Origin of the sequence: Sorangium aterium (assembly GCF_028368935.1) — a bacterium.
In the GTDB taxonomy this organism is placed as follows: domain Bacteria; phylum Myxococcota_A; class Polyangia; order Polyangiales; family Polyangiaceae; genus Sorangium; species Sorangium atrum.
In genome coordinates this window covers 2,450,889-2,474,097 of sequence record NZ_JAQNDK010000001.1, presented here as the reverse complement: position 1 = coordinate 2,474,097, position 23,209 = coordinate 2,450,889, and the positions used below count along the sequence as shown (strand labels likewise).

Sequence of the window (23,209 nt, the reverse complement as noted above, 5' to 3'; positions counted from 1 at the left end):
GCCCGTCCGGCTTAAGCGACCCCCCATCCCCTATGCGCGTCATCAAACCCCAACGTGTCTCCGTCCTGCAGCGCGTGTTCGAGCTGCAGCAGCAGCGCTTCCTCGCGCTCGGCCTCACGGCGTACCTCCCGCTCGACGCTCCGGAGCTCCCGCTCCCGGAGATCGCGATGTGGCAGGAGATCCCGAAGCAGCTCGGCAAGGACGTCGCGCTCGACGAGGGGCTGCCGAAGCCGCGGGGCGAGGTCCTCGCCTTCGGCAAGGCCTTCGCGGCGGGCGGCACCCCGCGCCCGGCGTTCCGGGCCCGCGTCCAGGTCGGCCCGATCGACAAGGCCGTGTACGTCGTCGGCAAGCGCCGCTGGGAGCGCGGCGTGCCGAGCGAGCCCGAGCCCCTGACCGAGCTCGCCCTCGGCTGGGACAGGGCCTTCGGCGGGCCAGGCTTCGCCCCGAACCCGATCGGGACGGGGTTTGCCCCGGCCGAGGAGGACGGGAAGAGCTACCACCCGCTCCCGCAGCTCGAGCACCCGAAGCACCTCATCACCTCGCCGGGCGATCGGCCGCCTCCCATGGCGTTCGGGCCCCTCGACCCCACCTGGCCCGAGCGCCACGCGAAGCTCGGGACGTACGACGCGGCGTGGCTCGAGAACGACTTCCCGGGCTTCGCCCGCGATCTCGACCCGGAGTACTTCATGGTGGCGCCGCCCGATCAACGCCTGCCCGGCTTCTTCCAGGGCGGCGAGCCGATCGCGCTCGAGCAGCTCCACCCCGAGCAGGCCACGCTGACGGGCCGCGTGACCGAGCTCGTCGCGCGTTGCTTCGTGACCCGGACCTCGCGCGAGGACGCGCTCGAGGAGATCGGGACGAGGCTCGAGACGCTCGTGCTCCTGCCCAACATCCGCCGCATGATCGCGATCTTCCGGGGCGTCGCGCGCGTCGAGGAGGACGACGCCCGCGACGTGAAGTGCCTGCTCGCCGCGCTCGAGCGCCGCGGCGCCCCCCGGCCGAAGGAGCACTACGACGCCGTCCTGGCGCAGCGCCTCGACAAGAAGAAGGGGCACCTCGTCGCCCTGCGCGATCGCGATCTGCTCCCGGACCCCGACCCCGACGCCCCCGCGCTGCCGGACGAGAAGATCAGCGACATGGACGAGCTCCTGCGCCGCGAGGGCGTGCTGGAGCGGCGGTCGCGCGAGCGGGCGCAGCGGGAGCTCGACAACGCCCGCATGTCCGTGCGGGTGCTCGGGCTCGATCCGGACGAGAAGGGCATCCCGCGCGAGCTGCCGCCGCCGGAGGCGCCGCCGAAGCTCGACGAGCTGCCCGAGTACATGGAGCGGGTCGAGGCGGAGGCCGCCCGCCTCGAGGCCGAGGCCAAGGTCAAGCAGGCCGAGGCCCTCGATCAGGCGCGCCAGAACCTTGCCGAGCACGGCATCGACATCGACGAGGTGATCGAGAAATCGAAGCGCGAGGCAGGCGGGCCGCCCAGGTTTCGCGCGGACGAGCACCTCGCCCGCATGCGAGAGACCGCCCAGATCGGCCGCGACCTCGGCGCCCCGATGGACGAGCTCGATGCCCAGCTCGAGGATCCGGCGTTCCTCGCGAGGCTGCGCAAGCTCGAGGAGGCGCAGATCCTCGCCTACAGGCAGGCCGCGCACCACATGGCGCCCGCGGCGATCCTGGACGACGCCGCCCAGCGCGATCTCCGCGGGCGCGTGGAGGCGGCGGTCGCGTCGGGGAGCCCGATGACCGGCTGGGACCTCACCGGCGCCGACCTCCGCGGGCTCGACCTGTCCGGGGCCGTCCTGCGGGAGGCGCTCCTCGAGCGCGCGGACCTGCGCGACTGCGCGCTCGCCGGCGCGGATCTGTCGGGCGCCGTGCTGGTGCGGGCTCGCCTCGAGGGCGCCCGCCTCGAGGGCGTCCGCCTCGAGGGCGCGAACCTCGGCGAGGTCGAGGCGCGCGGGGCCGACCTCGGCGGCGCGCGCCTCGCCAAGGCGATCCTGCAGCGCGGCGAGCTCGAGGGCGCGCGCTTCGCCGGCGCCGACCTCCGCGGCGCCGACCTGTTCGAGGCGCGCCTCGCGCGCTGCGACCTCGCGGGCGCGCTCGCGGACGAGGTCCTCTTCTACGAGTGCGACCTCGAGGGGGCGCGGCTGGATCGCGCAAGTCTTCGGAAAGCCACGTTTTTCCGGTGCCGCATGGCCGGCGCGAGCCTCGCGGAGGCCGTGATCGAGGGCGCGGCGCTCGTCGAGACGGCCGCCGAGGGCGCTTGCTTCCGAGCCGCCCGCGCGAACAACCTGCGCCTCGTGCTCGCGTGCCAGCTCGGCGGGGCCGATTTCTCGGGCGCGGAGCTCGCCCTCGCGACGATGCGCGGCGCCTCGCTGAAGGGCGCCGGGCTCGCGCGCGTGCGGGCCGACGGCTGCGACCTCAGCGAGTCGGACTTGCAGGAGGCCCGCCTTGCGGGCGCGAGCCTGCAAGGGGCGCGGCTGATGCGCGCGGATCTCGGCGACGCCGAGCTGTCGGACGCGAACCTGATGGAGGCGATGCTGCAAGGCGCGAAGGTCCACGGCGCGTCGTTCCTCCGGGCGAACCTGTTCCGCGCGAACCTGATGGGCACCGAGGGCGACGCGCGCACGAGCTTCAAGGACGCCCACGTCGTCCGGACCTTGTTCCCGAGGCGAAAGCGATGACCAAGGACGATCTCCTCGCCCGCGTCGCGAGCGCGGATCCGGTAGTCGACGAGGATCTCGCGGGCATGGACCTCCGCGGCGCGGATCTCTCCGGAGCCGTCTTCGAGCGCGTGTCGTTCCGGGGCGCCGACCTCACGGGCGCGCAGCTCCACGAGGCCATCTTCTCGGATTGCCGGTTCGAGGGGGCGCAGCTCGCGGGGGCGCGCCTCCGCCACGGCACGTGGGACCGGTGCACGTTCCTCGCGGCCGACCTGCGTGAGGCCGATCTGGTCGCCGCCAGCCTCGTCGAGTGCGATCTGTCGCGGTCTACGCTCGACGGCGCCGACCTGACCATCGCGAGCCTGATCAAGCCGCGTCTGGAGGAGGCGAGCCTGAAGGCGGCGAACCTCGACCGCGCCGCGCTCGTCGACGCCGACGCCCCGCGGGTGAGCTTCGAGGGCGCGAACCTCGTGCAGACCGTGCTCCTCAAGGCGGACCTGTCGACGGCGCGCCTGCGCGGCGCGCGCCTCGAGAAGGCGATGCTGATCGGGGGCAAGCTCGCCGGCCAGGATCTCTCGGGGATGGATCTCACGCTCGCGCAGCTCATGGAGGTCGATCTCAGCGGCTGCGACCTCCGGGGCGCGCGGATGGTGCAGACGAATTTCAAGGGGGCTTCCCTCGCGGGCGCGCGCCTCGACGAGGCGAGCCTCGAGCGGGCCCTCTTCGCGGAGGCCTGCCTGTCGGACGCGACGCTCAGGAAGGCGAAGCTCGACCAGGCGCTCTTCGTGAAGGCGCGGCTCGAGGGCGCGAGCCTCGCGGGCGCGAGCGCGCAGCAGGCCATCTTCAAGCACGCGAGCTGCGCCCGCGCGACGTTCGCCGGCGCCGACCTGACGTACGCCGATTTCTCGTACGCGGACCTCGCGGGCGCCGACTTCTCGCACTGCACGCTGTTCCGCGCGCGGTTCCACCGGACGCGCGAGCAGGACACACGATTCACGAACCGATCCGCGGCGCTCGGCGACGACGAGGAGCTCAGCAACGCGGAGCGGCGCGCGGAGGGCCGATGAGCTCGGCACGGAGGTACCGATGAGAGACAATCTGGCAAGGAAGCTGGCGTGGCCTGCGCAGGAGGTCGCGATCGTGGTGGGCGTCTCGGGTCGCAGCCTGCGTGTCAGGTCGAGCTCGGGCGAGCTGGAGGCGCGGCGGGCCGCCAGCTGTCTGCTCGATCCCGCCCTCGGCGACGAGGTGCTCGTCGCGCACCACGAGCGCGGCTCGCACGTGCTCGCGGTGCTCGAGCGCGACGACGCGGCGCCGGCGCGGCTCTCGGCCGAGGGCGACCTGGAGATCGCCGCCGCGTCGGGCAGGGTCTCGGTGAGCGGGCGCGATGGGGTCGAGCTGATCACGCCCGCCGAGGCCACGATCGCCGCGGGATCTGCGCGCCTCTCGGCGGCGCGCGCCGACGCGGTGGTCGGGGTCCTGAGCCTCCTCGGCGACAGCCTCACGGCGAAGGTCGACCGCATCAAGACCGTGGCGCAGTCGGTGGAGACGGTGGCCGAGCGCCTCGTCCAGCGGCTCGACCGGGCCTATCGCTTCATCGCGCGCTCCGAGACGGTGCGCGCCGAGTACCTGGAGCTCGAGGCGCGGGCCGCGTTCCACGTGAAGGCGGAGACGACGCTCGTGAACAGCGGCGGGCTGACCAAGATCGACGGTTCCCAGATCCACCTTGGTTGAGGGGGCGAGATGTTCGCGAACACGCAGATGATGGGCATGTCTCTCGGCGCACCCGACGTGTGTCTCACGCCGATGCCGGCCCCGACCCCGGTCCCGTACCCGAACATCGCGATGCAGCCGATGGGCATCCCGGCCGCGTACAACGTGCTGTTCATGTGCACGCCGGCGCACAACCTGGCGACCACCGTGCCGCTCACGAACGGCGACAATCCCGGCGTCGCCCTCGGGGTCGCCTCGGGCATGGTGATGGGCCCGTCGCGGCATGTCACGGCGTCGTTCACCGTGCTCGCCGGCGGCATCCCGGCCACGCGACTGACCAGCATGACGATCACGAACTCGACGAACTGCCCGGCCGTATCGATCGTCCCGAGCCAGGTCAAAGTGCTCCTCCTCGCGCCGTGAGGGACCATAGCAGGCACCGCCTGGCGCTCATCACGAGCCGCTATGCGGCGCGGCAGCAAGAGAAGCTCGCGAGCGATCGCCGGGCCTTCGACGACGCCTTCCGGGCGGTGAGCGGCGAGGTGATAAAGCCCGTCCTCGAGGAGGTCGCCTCCGAGCTCCGCTCCGCCGGGCACGTTCCGCGCATCGCGCTCGATGAGGAGCCCGAGGCGCCGAGCATCGCGCTCGAGCTCGGGATCCGGGGAGCGAGCGCCCCACCGGGGGTGGACCGCATCGCCTTCGCGGTCATCCAGCGGCGCGAGGCGCCGGAGGTCCTCGCCTATCTCATCGTGAGGCCGCCGCCGATGGATCTCCTGCGTTTCGCGAGCCCCGCCGAGATCACCGCATACCAGGTGGAGCAGCTCGTGATCGACGCGATCGAGCACATCTTCGCGTGCCGCTCCGTGTGATGCGCACGGCCACGCACGGTCGGCCCCGCCGCGGCGCGGTCGACGCAGGGTCTAGTTACAGCCCTGGCTGTTGAGCCACGAAACCCCGCGGTTCTTCTCCGAGTTCCCGCTCGAGCCGCCTCCGTCCGTGTTCGCGAACGACATGGCGACGCTTCTCCCGGTGGAAACGCGGTCGTAGTCGCGTCGTGTCGTAGTCGTGGTCGTGGTCGTGGTCGTGGTCGTGGTCGTGGTCGTAGTCGTGGTCGTAGTCGTGGTCGTGGTCGTAGTCGTGGTCGTGGTCGTGGTCGTGGTCGTGGTCGTAGTCGTGGTCGTGGTCGTGGTCGTGGTCGTGGTCGTCGACGACACGATCGTAGACGTAAACGTTCTTCCGAAACCTCGGCCGACGACTGTCTCCACCTCCGTTCGATTCCGCGCAACCGAGTTTTACGTCGCGTCGAAATCCCTGCCATGTTCGGATTCCAACGACTTGACGTCTATCGCTGCGCCATCTCGTTCCTCGCTCTCAGCGCTCCGTTGGCAGCTCGATCCCCTCGCGGGCATGGTGAGCTGGCTGATCAGCTGCGTCGAGCGGCGCTCTCCGTTCCGCTCAACATCGCGGAGGGCAGCGGCAAGCCGGAGCGAGATGCGCGCCGGTTCTATGCGATAGCGAGGGGCTCGGCGCTGGAGTGCGCTGCGATCCTCGATGTGTTCGAAGCCCTGGGGCTCGTCACCGCACAGGAGCTCGTGGAGCCTCGCGAACTGCTGGAGAGGACGGTCTCGATGCTCACGAAGATGGCGCTGAGCGAGGTGAATCGTGGGAAATGAGAGAGGACTTCTGGGGGACGTTCACGTTCACGAACGGTCGTTGACGACCACGACCACGACCACGACCACGACTACGACTACGACTACGACTACGACCACGTTCGTGACCGAGGGGGGGAGCGGGTTTCACCTGTTTCGCTCGCTCACGCGAGCTCGATCCTCAAAAGCGCACGCGCAGGGTCGCGCCCGTGGGGCCGACGGTGAGCTCGGGGGCTTGGTCTGCCACCTTGTGAGGGATATCGTCGCGCACCCAGACCCGCTGGTTGGAGGCGAGGCCGGCGATGAGCAGCACGCAGCCGGTCACCTGCGTGGCGCCGTCGAGGAGGAGGAGGGCGGCGGCGAGCTGGCCGTCGTCATCGTCGACGTCGACCTCCTCGCCCGTGCCGAGCGTGATGAACGGGCCGCCCACGGGCACGAGCATCGGCGAGTAGCTGACGGCATCCCTGTCTCCCGAGCTGAGGATGGTCCCCGCCGTCAGCGCCGCGAGCGCCCACGCGCTGCCGAGGACGATCGACCCCGCGACCACCAGCCCGCGGTTCATCTGCGTCTCGACGCGATAGCCCGCGGGCCGGATCCCGCCTTCCGTGTAGGTCAGCTTTCGCGGCATGCCGAGGATGACGGACGGCGAATACGGCACGTAGCCGGGCGGCACGTGGTCTGGCGCCGGCGCGTATCCAGGCGGCAGCGCGTAGCCGGGCGGCGCGTATCCAGGCGGTGCGTATCCAGGCGGCGCGTAGCCTGGCGGCGGCGCGTATCCAGGCGGCAGCGCGTATCCAGGCGGTGCGTAGCCAGGCGGTGGCGCGCTCTGCGCGGACGGGGGGGCCTCGCCCTCCGCCGTAGCCGGCGCTGCGAGCGCAAGCGCGCCAACCAGCGCGGCCAGCGAGAGGACGGTGCGGATCGCGGTCACGTGCGTCTCCCTTCGGGGTGAGGGCTGTCGGCGCGGGGGCGTCGGTTCAGAATCGCCATCGGAGCCCAGCGGAGGACGCGCCGATCGAGACCGCAGGCCAGCGGGTCACCGCGGGCCCGGGGTCGCGTGAGCTCACCGTGAACTGGCGCTCGAGGTAGACGTCCTCGTTCGCGAGACCGGCGGCGTACAGGAGGAGCCCGCCCACCTGGGTCACGGCGTCCATCGTGAGCCAGAAGATGCCCGCGCCCTCCGCTTCCAGGGTCCCGGCCGCGAGCATCGGGCCGGCGAACGGGATGAACAGCGGCCCGAACTCGCCGAAATCGTCGTTGTCGAGCGACGCGATGCCTGCGACCGTGAACGTGAGCGCGTACGGGATGCCGAACGTCAGCAGCCCCGCCGTGACGAGCTTGCGGTCCGCCCTGGTCCGGAGCGCGTAGCCGCGCGGGATCGGGTCCCCCTCTTCGTACTCGATGGTCCGTGGGTTGGCCCACGGCGGGAGCGGCGGCGTCGGCAGGTAGTAGCCCTGCGCGATGGGCAGCAGCGCGCCGCCCGCCGGAGCGATGGGGACCGGCGCCGGGGCGATCGGGGCGGGCACCGGAGCGATCGGGACGGGCGCTGGAGCGATCGGGGCACCCGCTGTCGCGGGCGCCGTGCCTGGCGCGCCGGGCCTCGCTGCGTCGCCGCGGGCCGGCTTCGGCGCGCCCTGCGCCTGCGCGGCCGCCGGCGCGGCGAGCCCGAGCAGCGCCGCGAGCACCGCGGCGGCCCGCGTGCCGCGGGCGCGCGGCGCGGCGATGCGGCGATGCGGTACGATACTCCCTTTCGTTTGCCCGATCGGCATGCTGGCTCCCGTCACGCTCGCGCGACGACTCCGAGGAACTGCGGGGGGCTTCGGTGCAGCGAGGCCAGGATACGCGGACCGTTCACGAACTCAATCCGCCCGCACACCGTCGACGGGCGCGGCGCTGGAAGCCCCGACGCTGGCGAGCCGCTCGCCCGCTCCGTCGTCGAGCGCGGCCTGAGCGCCCGCGCGGCGCCGCCGCCCCGCCGCGGCGAGTCATGAGTCGCCGGCGACGCGCGGTCCAACCATGCACCTGGGACAACCCTGACGGGCAAGGACCGTAGCGAGTGGACACGTGGGACAACCACGATGCGTAAGGGGCATGGCGAGTGGACGCCTGGGATAACCCTGACAGGTAAAGACTGTATGTCTCTCACCTGCTCTGGCTCAGCTCGCCACCGCCACATCGGGCGCTACGCTGTTGTCTGATCAAGGGTGATGTCGCAGCCGCCCCCATGGCGAGCTCGGCAGAACCATGGCCTTCCATGACATGGCGGCGACGACCGCCCGCGGAGGAGCGAAACGATGACAAGGACCTTATTCATGATGTTGGCGTGCGCGGCAGCCGCGCTGAGCTGCGCGTCGTGCGGAGGGACGGACAAGGGCAATCGGGCCACGGGCGGCGGCGATGCGAGCGGCGGCGATACGGGCAGCGGCGATGCGGGCGGCGGCGACGCCAACGGCAGCGACGCGAGCGGCGACGCCACGTCGGGGACCGGCGCGCAGCCGGGGCCCGGGCAGCAGTTCTCCGTCGATGCGCAGGGCGCGACCTTCACCGCGGAGGACGGCTTCACGATCGACGTGCCGCCAGGCGCGGTGAGCGAGGACACGGTGATCACCATCGAGCGCATCGATGAGGCGCCCGAGGGCGCGGTGGGGCCCATGTACGTGCTCGGCCCGGAGGGCCTGACGTTCGCCAGGCCGATCACGCTCACGCTGCCGATCACCGTGGAGCTCAAGGCGGAGCTTGGCGAAAACACGGTCCTCGGCGCCTATGCCTTCACCGCGCAGGAGGGCTCGGACGATTTCGCGCCGCTCGCGCGACACGACGTCTCCAGGGACCGCGTCATCACGGAGACGAACCGCGTCTCCAGGATCTATCCCGGGATGATCCTGCCGACCCCGATGGCGAGCCGGCACCGCTACCCGAGCGCGCTGGCAGCCGACGAGTCCTTCCTCTACTTCGCGAGCGGCGGCACCGAGGACGTCGCGACCGGGGACAACAACGACGGGTTCATCTACCGCGTGAGGCTGGGCACCGCCGAGCCAGAGGCGATGATCCCCGCCGATCCCGATCCCAAGGCGCTGTGGGTCGACGGCTCCCACGTGTACTGGGCGAGCGGCGGCGACGATGATCCCGTGATCCCCTCGGCGCTCCGGCGCGTCGACAAGGCGAGCCTGGAGGTGGAGACGCTGGCCCAGGTCGGCTATGTCGTGAGCGTCATCGGCGACGCGTCGGCCCTCTACTTCGGCGACGGCGACGGCGAGAACATCTACACGATGCCGCTCGACGGCGGCGAGCCGGTCGTCCTCGCGTCGGACGCCGGGAGGCCCGCGTACCTCGCGCAGGACGCAGAGAACCTCTACTGGACCGGCGGAGCCGCGACCAACAAGGTCTACAAGGTGGCGAAGTCGGGCGGGGAGGTCACCGTCATCGCCGACGACGAGGCCGAGCCGGCCGGGATCGCGGTGGACGCGGAGTTCGTTTACTGGGCCAACGCCGGCGACGGCGGCGTCTTCAAGGCGCCCATCGCCGGAGGGCAGAAGACCTTGGTCCATCAGGGGATCTCGATGTCGGGGCTGGCCCTTCGGGGCTCGACGCTGTTCTCGACGGATACGCGCGGGAACCGCAGCGTCAACGCGCACGATCTCGAGAGCAACAGGACCGTCCTGCTGGCGTTCGGACAGCCCGTCCCCTGGCGCGTCCTCGCCCCGGAGGGGCAGGGCGTGTTCTGGTCCAACGCCGGCGACTACCGCTACCAGGGGCAGGTCGCGTCCTACCACGCTCCTTGAGCGTCCGTGTCCCGGCGGCGACCGCGAGCGCGCGAGGGCAGGGGCGAAGCCGACGAACGGTGCCTGTTCGCGCTCGCCGCCCTCCGCCGTCGGGATGTGAGCCCACGCGGGCGGGCCCCCCCGCGTGGCTCGCCCTCGTGGTCGCCGTGGGTCAGGGGCCGAACGCCGCGACGAAGGTGTCCTCGTTTCCCGTCAGCGGGCCGGAGCCGAGGTCGAGGGTGCCGGTGAAGGTCCCCGTGGCCAGCACGCGATCGCGCGGATCGACGACGATGCCGAAGGGGCGCTCCGTGTCGAACCCCTCGACCCACAGCACGTGCCCGTCGGCGCCGAGCTTCACCAGGAAGGTGCGCGCGCTGTAGCTCGACGGGTTGTGCCCTGAAGGGAAGGGGATCCCATCGAAGTCGAGCGTCGCCGAGACGTCGGCGACGAGCACCCCGGAAGCCACCACGTTCGCCTGGCTGTCGACGTCGATCGAGGTGATGACGACAAGGCTCTCCGGCGCGCTGAAACCCCTGCTCCAGAGGGTGTTCCCGGCCGCGTCGAGCTTCGCGAGGAACGCGGCCTGATAGCCCTCGTTGATGATCGGCCCTGCGCCGAGGTCGATGGGAATGCCCGTCTGCCCGGCCACGACCACGTTGCCCGCCGGGTCCGCCTCGACGTCCTGGATGAAGCCCGACGTGTCTCCGAACGCCCTGCTCCAGAGGTGGTTGCCCGCGGGATCCAGCTTCGCGACGAAGAGCCGAGGGCCCGGGTGCGGCCCATCGCCCAGATCCGCGCCGGTCCCCACGGATCCTCCGAAGATCACGTTGCCGATCGGGTCCGTCGTGAGGGCGACCGACCCGTCGCTGGAGTCGCTCCCGACGCCCTTGCTCCAGAGGGTGTTGCCCGCTGGGTCCAGCTTGAACAGGAAGATGTCCTGCGCGCCAGCGCTGCTCACCGGCCCCGCGCCGAAGTCGACAGTCCCCTCGAACGAGCCGAGGACGACCACGTTGTTTTCGCCGTCGACCGCCAGGCCATAGACGTCTTGATAGGCGGGATCGCCGAAATGGCGGACCCACGCGGGGTTCCCTGCCGGGTCCGTCCTCATGACGTAGATGTCGCTCAGCCCGGCGCTGGGGATCGGCCCGGCGCCGACATCCAGCGAGTCGACGTAGCCTCCCGCGTTCACCCGGCCCCCGTCGGCGAGCGCGGCGATCTTCGAGCCGAACTCGTCCCCAGGGCCGCCGTAGCGCCTCGCCCAGACGAGCTCGCCGTCCGGATCGAGCTTCGCGATCAGCACATCGCGCTGCCCCGCGCTCGTGAGCGGGCCTCCGCCGAGGTCGGCCGTACCGCTGAGCTGGCCAGTGAGGAGGACATTGCTGGCCCTGTCTGCGTTGATGCTCTCGAACGACGCTTCGCCGGGAAAGCTCACGCTCCAGAGCGGCGCGCCCGGCTCCACGCAGGCGCCGTGTCCGTCGCACACCTCGCCCTCGCCGCAGCGATCTCGCCCTCGCGACGGCGGCGGGCCATACGGCGCGGGCGCATGGACGCATGCCCGCCTGACGCGTGCGTCCAGGGTGCATGGGTTGTGATCATTGCAGCTCGCTGCGCCGTGACCGTGGCCGTGACCATGCCGTGAGTGCCTGTCATTCGCCCGGAGCGCGCTCGCGGACGCCGCTGCCCCGTCGGGTTCGGGGCTCCCCTGTTTGCTTTCAGGGGGCGCGGCGCAACCGACCATGGCGGATGTCATCACCACGGCGGCATGCATCCTGCTGTTCCTGAGAATCGTCGAGACTTGAGGCATGAGCTCCTCCAGCGCGCCTCGAAACGCGCGCTCTCTGCTCGACCATGACGACCTGCGAGCCATGGGGCGCGCAGGCCATGGTCTCCCGTGTGGGGACCGATTTTGACATCATCTCGATGATTTCAAATCGATGATGGCCTGGCATCTCGTGTACGCCATCGACCCGAACGCACGGTGGTCCAGGGGAAAGGCGCCACGGCTCCTGAGCGGTTGCAGCCGAGCATCGCGGCGCCTGGTGCCACGACCCGCGCCGCCCTCTACTCAAGCGCCATGACACAAAGGGCACCGAGGTGCTCCGTGCTCCGCATGGGCAATCGATCATCGCGGCCGAGGTGGAGGCGCAAGCCTTCACCGCCCTGCCGATGGAGGAGGCTGCCGCCTCCATCGCCGGGGGCGAGCGGCGGTCTGCCCCACAGCCCGCATCGCGATCCTGCGCTGCGAGATCATCGAAGGCACGGGAGCGCTCAGGGGATGGTCGCAGGCACGCTCCCTGCTCTCTGTTGGAGTGCGAGTGCGGGCGCGGCCGAGAGGCCGGCATACCACGGGGAGTCGAACCATGAAGATTGCTGCGTATCATCTCGGTCTCGGTCTCATCACCTTCTCGATGATCACGGGCTGCGTCGCGGCCGACGACGGCAGCATCGATGAGGAAGACACCGTGGAGAGCGCCGAGGCGCTCGGAGGAAACCCTGACCCCTGCGCGATGGGGACCGACCCGAACTTCACGAGCGCGCAGCTCACCGCGGTCGGAGCAACCGAGAACTACGTCCGCGCCTACCAGTGGATCGACGGCATCTGTCCTGATATCGGGCAGGATCGAGCGACGACGATCGTGGATTTCCCCGTGCCGGGCTATTACCAGCACCAGACCCCGGAGACCTACCGCTTCGACGTGCAGCCGTCCTTCTGGGGGGCCTCTTCCACCTCGTGGAGCGACGCGTCGCAGGCGATGAGCGACTGCGCGAACACCAAGATGGCCACGCGCGTGCAGCGCTGGGACGCGGCCACGAGCCAGTTCGTGCAGCTCACGTACAAGGAGCAGGCGGGCGCCTGGATCTGGGACAACCCGCTGACCGGCCGCGGGCATTGCTCGACGCCGGCGTTCGTCTACTTCCACGAGAACTACGGCACCGCGCAGCAGGTCGCCACGAGCAAGTACCGGGTCCGCACCTGGGCCACGCAGCCCGACGGCTCCCACGCGACCGTCTGGATCACGGGGACGCACACGGGCCTGTGATCCGCGCGCGACGATCCGCGGTGTCGAGCGGCCCGACCGAACGCTACTCTGGGGTCGAGGAGCGCCCATGTCCGATCCGTACGACCTGCAACGATTCGTGGACGCGCAGGCTCCGGTCTATGCCCGCGTCCTGGCCGAGCTGCGCCGAGGAGAGAAGACCAGCCACTGGATGTGGTTCATCTTTCCGCAGCTGAAGGGCCTGGGTCACAGCGCCATGGCCCAGAGGTACGGCATCGCTTCGAAGGCCGAAGCCGAGGCGTATCTGCAGCACCCGACGCTCGGTCCGAGGTTGCTCGAGTGCGCTCGCCTCGTGAACCAGATCGAGGGGCGCTCGCTCTACGACATCTTCGATAGCCCCGATGACATGAAGTTTTGCTCGTCGATGACCCTGTTCTCCCGCGCGGCCCCCGGCGAGGGGACGTTCCTCGCGGCGCTCGACAAGTACTGCGGCGGCGAGCCCGATCCGCAGACGCTCGCGCTGCTCGAGTAGCGCTGGTCGTCGTCGGACGCGCCGCTGGATCGCCCCCGTGCTCCGCGCGTCGACGCGCGCTCTCGCGTCGCGCGCGTCGTTTCTATCTGTAATATTCCGATGTCACGGTCTCCGATGGCTCGCGCGGGAGCCAGCAAGACCGACGTCGCGCACGCCAGGTTCCCGGAGGCCAGCTCAAGATTTCGCCCCGGGCGGCCGTCTGGAACCGAGGCAGCGCAATTTCCTACTTGATCCGCCGTCGTGGACGGACGAGTGAGCCGGCGCTCGCTCCGGCCGGGGGCGACCGAGAGGACCATCACCCGTGGATGCATTGTCGTACCAGTCGCTCGTAACGGGCGCCGTCGCGCTCATGGTCGCACGCTCCTTTTACGTGCGTGTCAAGAAGGCCCCTGAAGGCAACGAGACGATGGCGCGCATCGCGCGCTACGTCCGCGAGGGGGCGATGGCCTTCCTCGCGCGCGAGTACAAGGTGCTCGCCGTCTACGCCGCCGCCGTCTTCGCGCTCCTGGCCGCGACGCTCGGGCTCCTGTCCGCGGGCGCCTTCGCCGCCGGCGCGTTCCTGTCGCTCATCGCCGGCTTCTTCGGCATGAAGGCCGCGACGTACGCCAACGTTCGCACGGCCGAGGCCGCCCGCGCGCACGGCAAGCCCACCGCGCTCGTCACCGCGCTCGACGGCGGCGCCGTCATGGGCCTCTGCGTGGCGGGGCTCGGCCTCATCGGCCTGGGCGGCATCTATGCCCTGTTCCGCAACCACGAGCACCTCGCGACGATCGTCCACTCGTTCGCCGTCGGCGCGAGCTCGATCGCGCTCTTCGCCCGCATCGGCGGCGGCATCTACACGAAGGCCGCCGACGTCGGCGCCGACATCGTCGGCAAGGTCGAGGCGAACATCCCCGAGGACGACCCCCGCAACCCGGGCGTCATCGCCGACAACGTGGGCGATAACGTCGGCGACATCGCGGGCATGGGCGCCGACATCTACGAGAGCTACGTGGCCGCGGTCGTCGCCGCGATCGCGCTCGGCCTCACGCTGCCGATCGCCAAGCTGCAGCAGCTCGCCCCGTCGGTGAGCGAGCAGGAGCTCCGCGCGATGGCCGTGTCGCTGCCGCTGCTCCTCGCGACGATCGGCCTCGCGGTCTCGGTCGTCGGCATCTTCATCACGCGCGCGCTCAAGAACCTGCCGCCGGCCCGCGTGCTGCGCCTCGCGCTCATCGTCCCGCCGTTCCTCGTCGTGCTCGCGGCGGCCGGCATCCTCCCGGGGCTCGGCTTCAGCTCCGGCACCGTCATCACCCTCGCGGCCGGCGCGGCGGGCGGGGCCATCGTCGGCCTCGTGACCGATTACTACACGTCGATGGGCCCCATCCACAAGGTGGCCCAGAGCTCGCTCACCGGCCCTGGCACCAACGTCATCCGCGGCATCGCGGTCGGCCTCGAGAGCGTCGCGATCCCCCTCATGACCCTCGTCGCCGTGGGCTGGATCTCGAACCACTACCTCGGCCTCTACGGCATCGCGCTCGCCGCGGTCGGCATGCTCGCGGGGACCGCGATCGTCATGACCGTCGACGCGTACGGCCCGATCGCCGACAACGGGGGCGGCATCTCCGAGATGGCCGGCCTCGGCAAGGAGGTCCGCGCGATCACCGACGAGCTCGACGCGGTCGGCAACACCACCGCGGCCGTCGGCAAGGGCTTCGCGATCGGCTCGGCGGTGCTCACCGTCGTCGCGCTGTTCGCCGCCTTCAACATGGAGGTCGACGCGGTCCGCCGCGCGAAGGGCCTGCCGGAGCTCGTGCTTTATCTGACGGACGCGAAGGTCCTCATGGGGCTCCTCTTCGGCGCGCTCCTCCCGTGCCTCGTCGGCGCGCTCACGATGACCGCCGTCGGCCGCGCGGCCGGCGCGATCGTCGAGGAGATCCGCCGTCAGTTCCGCGAGATCCCCGGCCTGCTCGAGGGCAAGCCGGGCGTCGACCCGCAGCCGAAGGTCATCGTCGACATCGCCACGTCGGCCGCCATCCGCGAGATGATCGCGCCCGGCGCCATCGCGGTGCTCGCGCCGGTCGTCGTCGGCTTCGTGGCCGGCCCCGAGGTCCTCGCGGGCACGCTGGCCGGCGCCCTCGTCGTCGGCGCGGTGCTCTCGCTGATGATGGCGAACGGCGGCGGCGCCTGGGACAACGCCAAGAAGCACATCGAGAAGGGCGGCCTCGACGGTCACGCGAAGGGCTCCGACGCCCACAAGGCCGCCGTCGTCGGCGACACCGTCGGCGATCCCTTCAAGGACACGTCGGGCCCCGGCATCTCGATCCTCATCAAGGTGATGGGCGTCGTGTCGCTCCTCATCGCCCCGCTCATCGCCTGAGCGGACGCGCCGTCGCGGCGAGCGACGATGGAGAACGCGGCCCCCTACCGGCCGCGTTCTCGCTTTTGTGGCCTCGCGCGCGCTCGCGAGCGACTGAAGCGGATGTCCTGCCTCAGCCATCGAAGTTCCTCTGCTGACAGCGGAGCTTCCGTGCTGTAAATGGCCTGTCTTCGGCGGGGGAGAAGGATGGTCGGGTGAGGATCAGCCGCCGCTCGCAGGTGCCGCCGTTCGCTGTCATGGAGGTGCTCGCCGCCGCCAACGCGCGGCGCGCGGCGGGTGAGCCGGTCATCAGCCTGTGCGCGGGCCAGCCGGGCTCCGGGGCGCCCGCGGCCGTGCGCGCGCGGGCGGCCGCGCTCCTGGCGGAGGGCGACCTCGGGTACACCGAGGCGCTCGGCATCCCGGCGCTGCGCCGCGCGCTCGCGGAGCACTACGGCCGCTGGTACGGCGTGGAGCTCGACCCGTCGCGCGTCGCGCTCACCACCGGGTCGTCGGGCGGGTTCCTGCTCGCGTTCCTCGCGGCGTTCGAGGCGGGCGACCGCGTGGCGCTCGCTCGCCCGGGCTACCCGGCGTACCGGAACATCCTTCGCTCCCTCGGGGTGGAGGTGGTCGAGCTGCCGTGCGGCCCGGAGAGCCGGTTCCAGCTGACGACGTCGCACCTCATGGCCGCGCGCGACGGTGGAAAGCTCGACGGCGTGATCCTGGCGAGCCCGGCGAACCCGACGGGCACGATGGTCGACGCCGCGGAGCTCGACGCGATGGCGCGCTGGTGCGCGGAGCACGGCGTCCGGCTTGTGAGCGACGAGATTTACCACGGCCTCACGTACGGCCCGTGGGCCGGGCGCCAGGCGACGGCGGCGCGCCACGTCGACGCGGGCGCCGTCGTCGTCTCGAGCTTCTCGAAGTACTGGGCCATGACGGGCTGGCGCCTGGGGTGGCTCGTGCTCCCGCCCGAGCTCGTCCCGACGGTCGACGCGCTCGCGGGGAACCTCGCGCTGTGCCCGCCCGCCCTGGCGCAGCACGCGGCGCTCGCGGCCCTGACCCCGGAGGCATACGCCGAGGCGGACCGGCTGGTGGAGGGCTACGCGGCGGCGCGCGACCTGCTGCTGCGGCGGCTGCCCGAGCTCGGCTGGAAGGTCGCGCCGCCCGATGGCGCCTTCTACCTCTATGCCGATGTCGGCACGGACGACTCGGTGGCGTGGTGCGAGCGGCTGCTCGCCGACACGGGCGTGGCGCTCACGCCGGGCACGGACTTCGACGGCATCGGGGGCGCGCGGTACGTCCGGCTGTCCTTCGCGGCCCCGGTCGAGCAGGTCGACGAGGCGGTGACGCGGATCGTCGCCTGGCAGCGTCAGCGCGCGCGGTGAGCGGCGGGGGGTCGCTGGAGGCGCCCGAGGAGCTCACGAGGCGGCGCGCGTCTCATCCACCTTCCGCCGGCCCTCCGGCATGAGCACGGCGAGGGCCGTGTCGATGAACGCGCGCAGCTTCGCCTGCGTCTGCGCGCGGGCGGGGAAGTAGAGGAAGAATCCGGGCCCCGTCGGCGCGTGGCGCTCGAGCGCCGTCGCGAGCGCCCCGCTCGCCAGATCCTCGGCGACGGCCAGATCGAACATGTAAGCGAGCCCGAGCCCGTCGCGCGCAAGGGACACCGCCAGATTGGCGTCGTTCACCGTGAGCGTGCCAGGAGCGTGCACGGTGATCTCGCGGTGATCGCGCACGAACTCCCAGCGATAGAGCGCGGAGCTCTGGAATCGATACCGGATGCACGTGTGGGCGAGCAGATCTTCGGGTTCCTCCGGGCGGCCGTGGGCGGCGAAGTACGACGGTGCGCCGACGACGAGCCAGCGGAGATCGGGCGTGAGGCGCACGGCGGTCATGTCCTGGGCGAGGTCCTCGCCGAGCCGCACACCGGCGTCGAAGCCGCTCTCGGCGAGATCGACCAAGGCGTCGTCCACCGAGATCTCGACGGCCACGTCGGGGTAAGCGCGGCGGAAGCGCGGGAGCACCGGCTCGATCACGAACGGTACGGCCGTCCGAGGGACGGTGAGGCGGAGCAGCCCCGCGGGCTGGCCGCGGAGCTCGTCGAGCGCCTCGAGCGCGGCGCTGATCTCCCCGGCCGCGGGCGCGAGGCGCTCGTGCAGCCGCTCGCCGGCCTCGGTGAGCCCCACGCGGCGCGTCGTGCGCGAGAAGAGCGGGAGGCCGACGCGGCGTTCGAGCGCGCGGATCGCCTGGCTCACGGCGCCCGTGGTCACGCCGAGCTCCGCGGCGGCGGCGCGGAAGCTCAGGTGCCTCGCCACGGTGAGGAAGACGGTCAGACCCTCGAAGCGGTCCGTCGCGCGGTTCATGGCGCGATTGTATAGCAGCGCTTATCGGCTCGTTTGGCGCCGTGGGTCTACCGGTCGCGGCGGGGCGGGTACATCTAACCAGCGCGCGGCGGGGCATGCCGCCCTGCGCGCAGGGAGAGGACGAAGGAGGCAGCATGGCCATCACCCTGGTGAACCCCAGCGGGTTACCGAAGATCGAGGCGTATCGACAGGTGTCGGTCGCCACCGGGTCGAAGCTCGTGTTCATCGCAGGCCAGGTCGCCTGGGATGCCGACGCGAGGACGATCGGCAGGGGCGACTTCGCCGCTCAGGTCGAGCAGTGTTATCTCAACGTCGCCACCGCCCTGGCCGGGGTCGGCGGCTCCTTCAACGACGTGGCGAAGCTGACCATCTATGCCGTCGGCTGGACTCCCGACAAGATGCCCCTGCTGTTGGAGGGGATCGCTCGGGCGGCCGCGAAGCTGGGAGTCACTCCGGTCCCGCCAGGCACGCTGCTGGGTGTCAGCGCGCTCTCCGATCCCGAGCACCTGGTCGAGGTCGAGGCCACCGCGGTCATCGACTGAGCGCAGCAGCCCGGCGAGGAGCGGAGCCCCGGCCCGCTCCACCCCACCCTCGGTCCCCAACGTGAACGTTTACGTGGTCGTTAACGTAAACGTTTACGTGGTCGTTTACGTGGTCGTGGTCGTGGTCGTGGTCGTTCACGGCCTATCGTTGACGACCACGACCACGACCACGACCACGACCACGACCACGACTACGACCACGACCACGACCACGACTACGACCACGACCACGACTACGACTACGACTACGACTACGACTACGTAAACGTTCGGATGTAGGAGAGTGCGGCGCGACGCTTGGTCAAGTGACGTCGGGCCGGCGGCGCTCTAGCCCGCGAGCTGCGCGCCGCTTCCGCCGTTGCCGGCGAGCTGGGTCTGGTACAACGCGTGGTAGTGGCCCCCTGCGGCGAGGAGCTCCGCATGCGTGCCGCGCTCGACGATGCGCCCTGCGTTCATCACGAGGAGCATGTCGGCGTCGCGGATCGTCGAAAGGCGATGCGCGATGACGAAGCTCGTGCGCTGGGCGCGCAAGGCGGCCATCGCGCGCTGGACGAGCACCTCGGTCCGGGTGTCGACCGAGGAGGTCGCCTCGTCGAGGATCAGGATCGCCGGGTTCGCGAGGAACGCGCGGGCGATCGTGATGAGCTGCTTCTCGCCGGCGCTCAGGTTGCCCGAATCCTCGTTGATGACCGTATCGTAACCGGCGGGCAGGGCGCGCACGAAGCGGTCGACGTGCGCCGCGCGCGCCGCCTCCTGGATGTCGGCCTCGGTCGCGGCCGCGTTGCCGAACGCGATATTGTCGCGGATCGTGCCCGAGAACAGCCATGTGTCCTGCAGCACGATACCGAGCTTCGCGCGCAGCTCGCGGCGAGGCAGGCGCGCGATGTCGACGCCGTCGATCAGGATCCGACCGCCGTCGAGCTCGTAAAACCGCATCAAGAGGTTCACGAGCGTGGTCTTGCCGGCGCCGGTCGGGCCGACGATCGCGACCGTCTGGCCTGGCATGATGGTGAGATCGAGGTCCTCGATCAGGGGCTCGTCGGGCTTGTAGCGGAACGTGACGTGCTCGAACCGGACCTCGCCGCTGACCTTCGGCAGGGCCGCGGGCGGGGTGGCGTCGGGGGACTGTCCCTGTTCGTCGAGCAGCTCGAACACCCGCTCTGCGGAGGCAACGCCCGATTGCAGGACGTTCGTGACGGACGCGAGCTGGCCGAGCTGCTGAGAGAACTGGCGCGAGTACTGGATGAACGCTTGCACGCTGCCGAGCAGCATCGCGCCCGACGCGACGCGCAGGCCGCCGACGACGGCGATCGCGACGTAGGTCAGGTTCCCGACGAAATTGACCGCCGGCATGATGATGCTGGACATGAACTGCGCGCGGAAGCTGGTCTCGAACAGCTCCTGGTTCGTGGACTGGAAGCGCGCCTCGACGTCGCGGCGTCGCCCGAGCACGTTGACGAGCGAGTGGCCGGTGAACGCCTCCTCGATCTGGCCGTTGAGCACGCCGACCTGCGCCCACTGCGCGACGAATTTCGCCTGCGCGCGCTTCGCGACCGCCGCGGTGGTGAGCACCGAGAGCGGCACCGTGAAGAGCGTGATCACCGCGAGCACCGGCGAGATCACGACGAGCATGACGACGATGCCGATGAGCGTCAGCGCGCCGTTCATGATCTGCGTCAGCGTCTGCTGGAGGCCCTGCGCGATGTTGTCGATGTCGTTCGTGACGCGGCTCAACAGCTCGCCGTGCGGGCGGCCGTCGAAGTAGGCGAGCGGCAAGATGGCGAGCTTGTCCTGCGCCTCGGCGCGGAGCTGTCGCACGGTGCTCTGGACGACCTTGTTGAGCAGGTAGCCCTGCAGCCAGGCGAACAGCGACGCGCCGGCGTAGAGCGCCATCACGAGCAGGAGCAGCTCGGCGAGCTCACGGAGCTGGATGCCGCGGCCGGGAACGACGTCCATGTGGCCCACGAGCTCGGCGAGCCGCGCCTGGCCGGAGCGCTGGAGCTCGGCGATGGCCTCGGCCTTCGTGGCGGCCGCCGGGAGGCGAGCGCCGATCACGCCGGAGAAGATGATGTCCGTCGCGTGGCCGAGCAGCTTCGGGCCGGTCAGGCCGAGCCCCACGCTGAGCAGCGAGCAAGCGAGCACGACCGTGAGGCGCACGCGCTCGGGGGCGAGGCGGCCGAGGAGGCGCCGCGCGGAAGGCGCGAACTGCTTCGCCTTCTGCGGCGGCGCGGCCCCCATGCCAAAGGGGCCGCGGTGCATCACCGGGGAGCGCGCCCCCTCGGGGGCGGCGGGCGGGGAGCCAGCGCGATGCGCGCTCATGCGGCCACCGCCGTGTCGCGCTGCGAGGCCACGATCTCGGCGTACGTCGGGCACGTCGCGAGCAGCTCGCCGTGCTTGCCCTTGCCGACGATCTCGCCGTTGTCGAGCACGAGGATCTGGTCCGCGTCGACGATGCTCGACACGCGCTGCGCGACGATGAACACCGTGGCGGCGCGCGTGCGCTCGGCGAGCGCGGCCCGCAGCCGGGCCTCGGTGGCGACGTCGAGCGCGGAGAAGGCGTCGTCGAACAGATACACGCGCGGTCGGCGCAGCAGGGCGCGGGCGATCGACAGCCGCTGGCGCTGGCCGCCGGAGACGTTCGTGCCGCCCTGCCCGATCGGCGAGTCGAGCTTCCGCGGCATCGCCTCGACGAAGTCGCGCGCCTGCGCGGCGGCGAGCGCCGCCCAGAGCTGCTCGTCGTTCGCCGCGGGGTCGCCGTAGCGCAGGTTCGAGGCCACCGTGCCGGAGAACAGGAAGGGTCGCTGCGGCACGAGCCCGATGCACGACCACACCGCGTCGAGGGCGAGCATGCGCGCGTCGACACCGTCGAGCCGGACCTCGCCCCTCGTCGGATCGATGAGCCGCGCGATCAGGTCGAGCAGCGTGGTCTTGCCCGAGCCGGTGCTGCCGATGATCGCGGTGACCTGCCCGGGGCGCGCCACGAACGAGATGCCGCGAAGGACGGGCAGCTCGGCGCCCGGATAGCGGTACTCGACGTCTCGCAGCTCGACGAGGCCGGCCGGCTCGACGAGCGTGACGGGCTGGTCGGGGGCGCGCACGGACGGCTCGGTGTCCAGCACCTCGACGATGCGCTCCGAGCAAGCGGCCGCGCGCGGCAGCATGACGGCCATGAACGTCACCATCATCACGGCCATCAGGATCTGCACCAGGTAGGCGAGAAAAGCGGTCATCGAGCCGATCGCCAGCGTGCCGTCCGCGATCCGGTGCGCGCCGAACCACAGGACGGCGACGCTCGAAGCGTTGAATACGAACATCACGGTCGGGAACATCAGCGCTTGCAGGCGCCCGATGCGCAGCGCGGTCTCGGTGAGGTCGCCGTTCGCGTGCTCGAAGCGCGCCGCCTCGGCGCGCTCGCGCACGAAGGCGCGGATCACGCGCACGCCGGTAATCTGCTCGCGCAGCACGCGGTTCACCGTGTCGATGAGGGGCTGCATCCGCCGGAACTGCGGCATCATCCGCGACATGATCGCGACGACGGCGCCGGCGAGCAGCGGCACCGCGATCGCGAGCAGCCAGGCGAGCGACTCGTCCTCGCGCAGCGCCATCACGATGCCGCCGACGCACATGATCGGCGAGAGGACGAGCATCGTACAGCCCATCATCACCACCATCTGCACCTGCTGGACGTCGTTGGTTGTGCGCGTGATGAGCGACGGCGCTCCGAACCGCGACAGCTCGCGCGCGGAGAACTCGCCGACGCGGTGGAACACCGCCGCGCGCAGGTCGCGACCGAAGCTCATCGCGGCGCGCGCGCCGGCGTAGTTCGCGGCGACCGAGCAGACGATCTGGACGCCGGTGATCGCGAGCATGATCGCGCCGAGCTCCAGGATCCGCGACGTATCACCGAGCGCGATGCCCTGATCGATGATGTCGGCGTTCAGGCTCGGCAGGTACAGCGAGGCGAGCGTCGCCACGAGCTGGAGCGCGACGACGAGCGCGAGCAAGCGCGCCTGCGGGCGCAGGAAGCGGCCCAATAGCTGCCTCAGCAAGACTCCTCCTCTTCGGGGCGGCGGCGGATGCCATCGAGCAGGACCGCCACGACCTCCGCGGCGGTCAGGGGCATGCCGTCGGTGATCCGCGGGTGGGTGCCCGCGAACGTCATCATGCGCAGTAGCCGCGCTGCATACGCCGGATCGCAGCGCAGCTCGTCGCGCGACGCCTCGAACAGGCGCTCGAGCTGCACGTGAACCTGCTCATCCTGGCGCGGCGTCTGAGCGCACCCGGACTCGGGGCGCATGGGGGGCGGCATCGTCATGCCGAGCATCGAGATGAGCTGCCAGATGCCCTCGACGCGGCGCTGCAGGATCTCGACCGCCTGGATCGAGCGATCGCGCAGCGGCGCCGCGAGATCGATGCGCTCCAGCTCTCGCAGCGTCGGCGCCGGATCGAAAAGGGTCGCGATCGCGGCCTGGATCAGCGACTCCTTGTCGGGGAACACGCGGAACAGCGTTCCCTCCGCGGTACCGGCGGCCATCGCGATCTGCGCCGTCGTCACGTTGCGGCCGTACAAGCGCAGCAGCGGGATCGTCGCCGCGATGATGCTCGCGCGACGCTCCTCCGGACGCAGGGGAGGAGCTCGTCGGCTTGGTGGTGCCATGCGTCCCCTG

Annotated in this window: 21 protein-coding genes; 13 read left to right on the top strand and 8 right to left on the bottom strand. The window is 70.9% G+C overall.

Annotated elements, in window-relative coordinates; genetic code table 11:
• Window positions 1–32: 32 nt before the first annotated feature.
• The 5 genes from POL72_RS08940 to POL72_RS08920 are packed head-to-tail and all read left to right on the top strand — an operon-like array spanning window position 33 to window position 5,233.
• Window positions 33–2,675 carry a DUF2169 family type VI secretion system accessory protein gene (locus tag POL72_RS08940; RefSeq protein WP_272094603.1) on the top strand — a complete coding sequence of 881 codons (2,643 nt, stop codon included), beginning with the start codon at window positions 33–35 and terminating at the stop codon, window positions 2,673–2,675.
• Entirely contained in the window at window positions 2,672–3,721 is a 1,050-nt protein-coding gene (locus POL72_RS08935; RefSeq protein ID WP_272094602.1) for a pentapeptide repeat-containing protein, read from the top strand. Before POL72_RS08940 ends, POL72_RS08935 begins: the two co-directional genes overlap by 4 nt.
• Window positions 3,722–3,740: 19 nt before the next feature.
• Window positions 3,741–4,385, top strand: a complete 645-nt coding sequence (locus POL72_RS08930) for a DUF3540 domain-containing protein (RefSeq protein ID WP_272094601.1) — start codon at window positions 3,741–3,743, stop codon at window positions 4,383–4,385.
• Window positions 4,386–4,394: 9 nt separating this feature from the next.
• Window positions 4,395–4,787 carry a DUF4150 domain-containing protein gene (locus POL72_RS08925; protein WP_012238290.1) on the top strand — a complete coding sequence of 131 codons (393 nt, stop codon included), beginning with the start codon at window positions 4,395–4,397 and terminating at the stop codon, window positions 4,785–4,787.
• A complete protein-coding gene (locus tag POL72_RS08920; protein WP_272094600.1) occupies window positions 4,784–5,233 on the top strand; it encodes a hypothetical protein in 450 nt (149 codons plus the stop codon). Before POL72_RS08925 ends, POL72_RS08920 begins: the two co-directional genes overlap by 4 nt.
• 51 nt (window positions 5,234–5,284) lie before the next feature.
• On the opposite strand, the gene POL72_RS08915 is transcribed toward POL72_RS08920, so the two are convergent.
• Entirely contained in the window at window positions 5,285–5,578 is a 294-nt protein-coding gene (locus POL72_RS08915; protein ID WP_272094599.1) for a hypothetical protein, read from the bottom strand.
• A gap of 102 nt (window positions 5,579–5,680) precedes the next feature.
• Here POL72_RS08915 and POL72_RS51605 point away from each other — a divergent pair, with 102 nt between their 5' ends.
• A complete protein-coding gene (locus POL72_RS51605) occupies window positions 5,681–6,037 on the top strand; it encodes a four helix bundle protein (protein WP_373372163.1) in 357 nt (118 codons plus the stop codon).
• A gap of 160 nt (window positions 6,038–6,197) precedes the next feature.
• Here POL72_RS51605 and POL72_RS08910 read toward each other — a convergent pair whose 3' ends face one another.
• Window positions 6,198–6,944, bottom strand: a complete 747-nt coding sequence (locus POL72_RS08910) for a hypothetical protein (protein WP_272094598.1) — start codon at window positions 6,942–6,944, stop codon at window positions 6,198–6,200.
• 46 nt (window positions 6,945–6,990) lie between these two features.
• Window positions 6,991–7,782 (bottom strand): hypothetical protein, encoded by a 792-nt coding sequence (locus POL72_RS08905; RefSeq protein WP_272094597.1) that lies wholly within the window; start codon window positions 7,780–7,782, stop codon window positions 6,991–6,993.
• A gap of 525 nt (window positions 7,783–8,307) precedes the next feature.
• Here POL72_RS08905 and POL72_RS08900 point away from each other — a divergent pair.
• Window positions 8,308–9,795 (top strand): DUF5050 domain-containing protein, encoded by a 1,488-nt coding sequence (locus POL72_RS08900; protein ID WP_272094596.1) that lies wholly within the window; start codon window positions 8,308–8,310, stop codon window positions 9,793–9,795.
• A 151-nt stretch (window positions 9,796–9,946) separates the two neighbouring features.
• Here POL72_RS08900 and POL72_RS08895 read toward each other — a convergent pair whose 3' ends face one another.
• Entirely contained in the window at window positions 9,947–11,257 is a 1,311-nt protein-coding gene (locus POL72_RS08895; RefSeq protein WP_272094595.1) for a hypothetical protein, read from the bottom strand.
• An 877-nt stretch (window positions 11,258–12,134) separates the two neighbouring features.
• Here POL72_RS08895 and POL72_RS08890 point away from each other — a divergent pair.
• The 4 genes from POL72_RS08890 to POL72_RS08875 all read left to right on the top strand — a co-directional run bounded on the left by POL72_RS08890 (window position 12,135) and on the right by POL72_RS08875 (window position 17,025).
• Window positions 12,135–12,815 (top strand): hypothetical protein, encoded by a 681-nt coding sequence (locus POL72_RS08890; protein WP_272094594.1) that lies wholly within the window; start codon window positions 12,135–12,137, stop codon window positions 12,813–12,815.
• Between the two features lie 67 nt (window positions 12,816–12,882).
• Window positions 12,883–13,305, top strand: a complete 423-nt coding sequence (locus POL72_RS08885; protein WP_272094593.1) for a DUF1810 domain-containing protein — start codon at window positions 12,883–12,885, stop codon at window positions 13,303–13,305.
• Between the two features lie 301 nt (window positions 13,306–13,606).
• Window positions 13,607–15,661: a sodium-translocating pyrophosphatase gene (locus POL72_RS08880; protein ID WP_272094592.1), complete on the top strand. Its 2,055-nt coding sequence runs from the start codon at window positions 13,607–13,609 to the stop codon at window positions 15,659–15,661.
• A gap of 194 nt (window positions 15,662–15,855) precedes the next feature.
• A complete protein-coding gene (locus POL72_RS08875) occupies window positions 15,856–17,025 on the top strand; it encodes a pyridoxal phosphate-dependent aminotransferase (RefSeq protein ID WP_272094591.1) in 1,170 nt (389 codons plus the stop codon).
• Window positions 17,026–17,058: 33 nt separating this feature from the next.
• On the opposite strand, the gene POL72_RS08870 is transcribed toward POL72_RS08875, so the two are convergent.
• The gene (locus tag POL72_RS08870; RefSeq protein WP_272094590.1) at window positions 17,059–18,000 is read right to left on the bottom strand and encodes a LysR family transcriptional regulator; all 942 of its coding nucleotides are present in this window, start codon (window positions 17,998–18,000) and stop codon (window positions 17,059–17,061) included.
• A 134-nt stretch (window positions 18,001–18,134) separates the two neighbouring features.
• Here POL72_RS08870 and POL72_RS08865 point away from each other — a divergent pair, with 134 nt between their 5' ends.
• Together POL72_RS08865 and POL72_RS08860 are read left to right on the top strand one after the other, a co-directional pair.
• Window positions 18,135–18,542 carry a RidA family protein gene (locus POL72_RS08865; protein WP_272094589.1) on the top strand — a complete coding sequence of 136 codons (408 nt, stop codon included), beginning with the start codon at window positions 18,135–18,137 and terminating at the stop codon, window positions 18,540–18,542.
• Window positions 18,543–18,615: 73 nt separating this feature from the next.
• On the top strand, window positions 18,616–18,807 hold the full coding sequence (locus POL72_RS08860; protein WP_272094588.1) for a hypothetical protein: 192 nt from the start codon (window positions 18,616–18,618) through the stop codon (window positions 18,805–18,807).
• Between the two features lie 62 nt (window positions 18,808–18,869).
• Here POL72_RS08860 and POL72_RS08855 read toward each other — a convergent pair whose 3' ends face one another.
• From POL72_RS08855 to POL72_RS08845, 3 genes are read right to left on the bottom strand one after another with little or no spacing between them, the layout of a single operon-like run.
• Entirely contained in the window at window positions 18,870–20,861 is a 1,992-nt protein-coding gene (locus POL72_RS08855; RefSeq protein ID WP_272094587.1) for an ABC transporter ATP-binding protein, read from the bottom strand.
• A complete protein-coding gene (locus POL72_RS08850; protein ID WP_272094586.1) occupies window positions 20,858–22,591 on the bottom strand; it encodes an ABC transporter ATP-binding protein in 1,734 nt (577 codons plus the stop codon). The genes POL72_RS08855 and POL72_RS08850 overlap by 4 nt, the downstream gene beginning before the upstream one ends.
• Window positions 22,585–23,199, bottom strand: a complete 615-nt coding sequence (locus POL72_RS08845; RefSeq protein ID WP_272094585.1) for a TetR/AcrR family transcriptional regulator — start codon at window positions 23,197–23,199, stop codon at window positions 22,585–22,587. The genes POL72_RS08850 and POL72_RS08845 overlap by 7 nt, the downstream gene beginning before the upstream one ends.
• Between the last annotated feature and the right edge of the window lie 10 nt (window positions 23,200–23,209).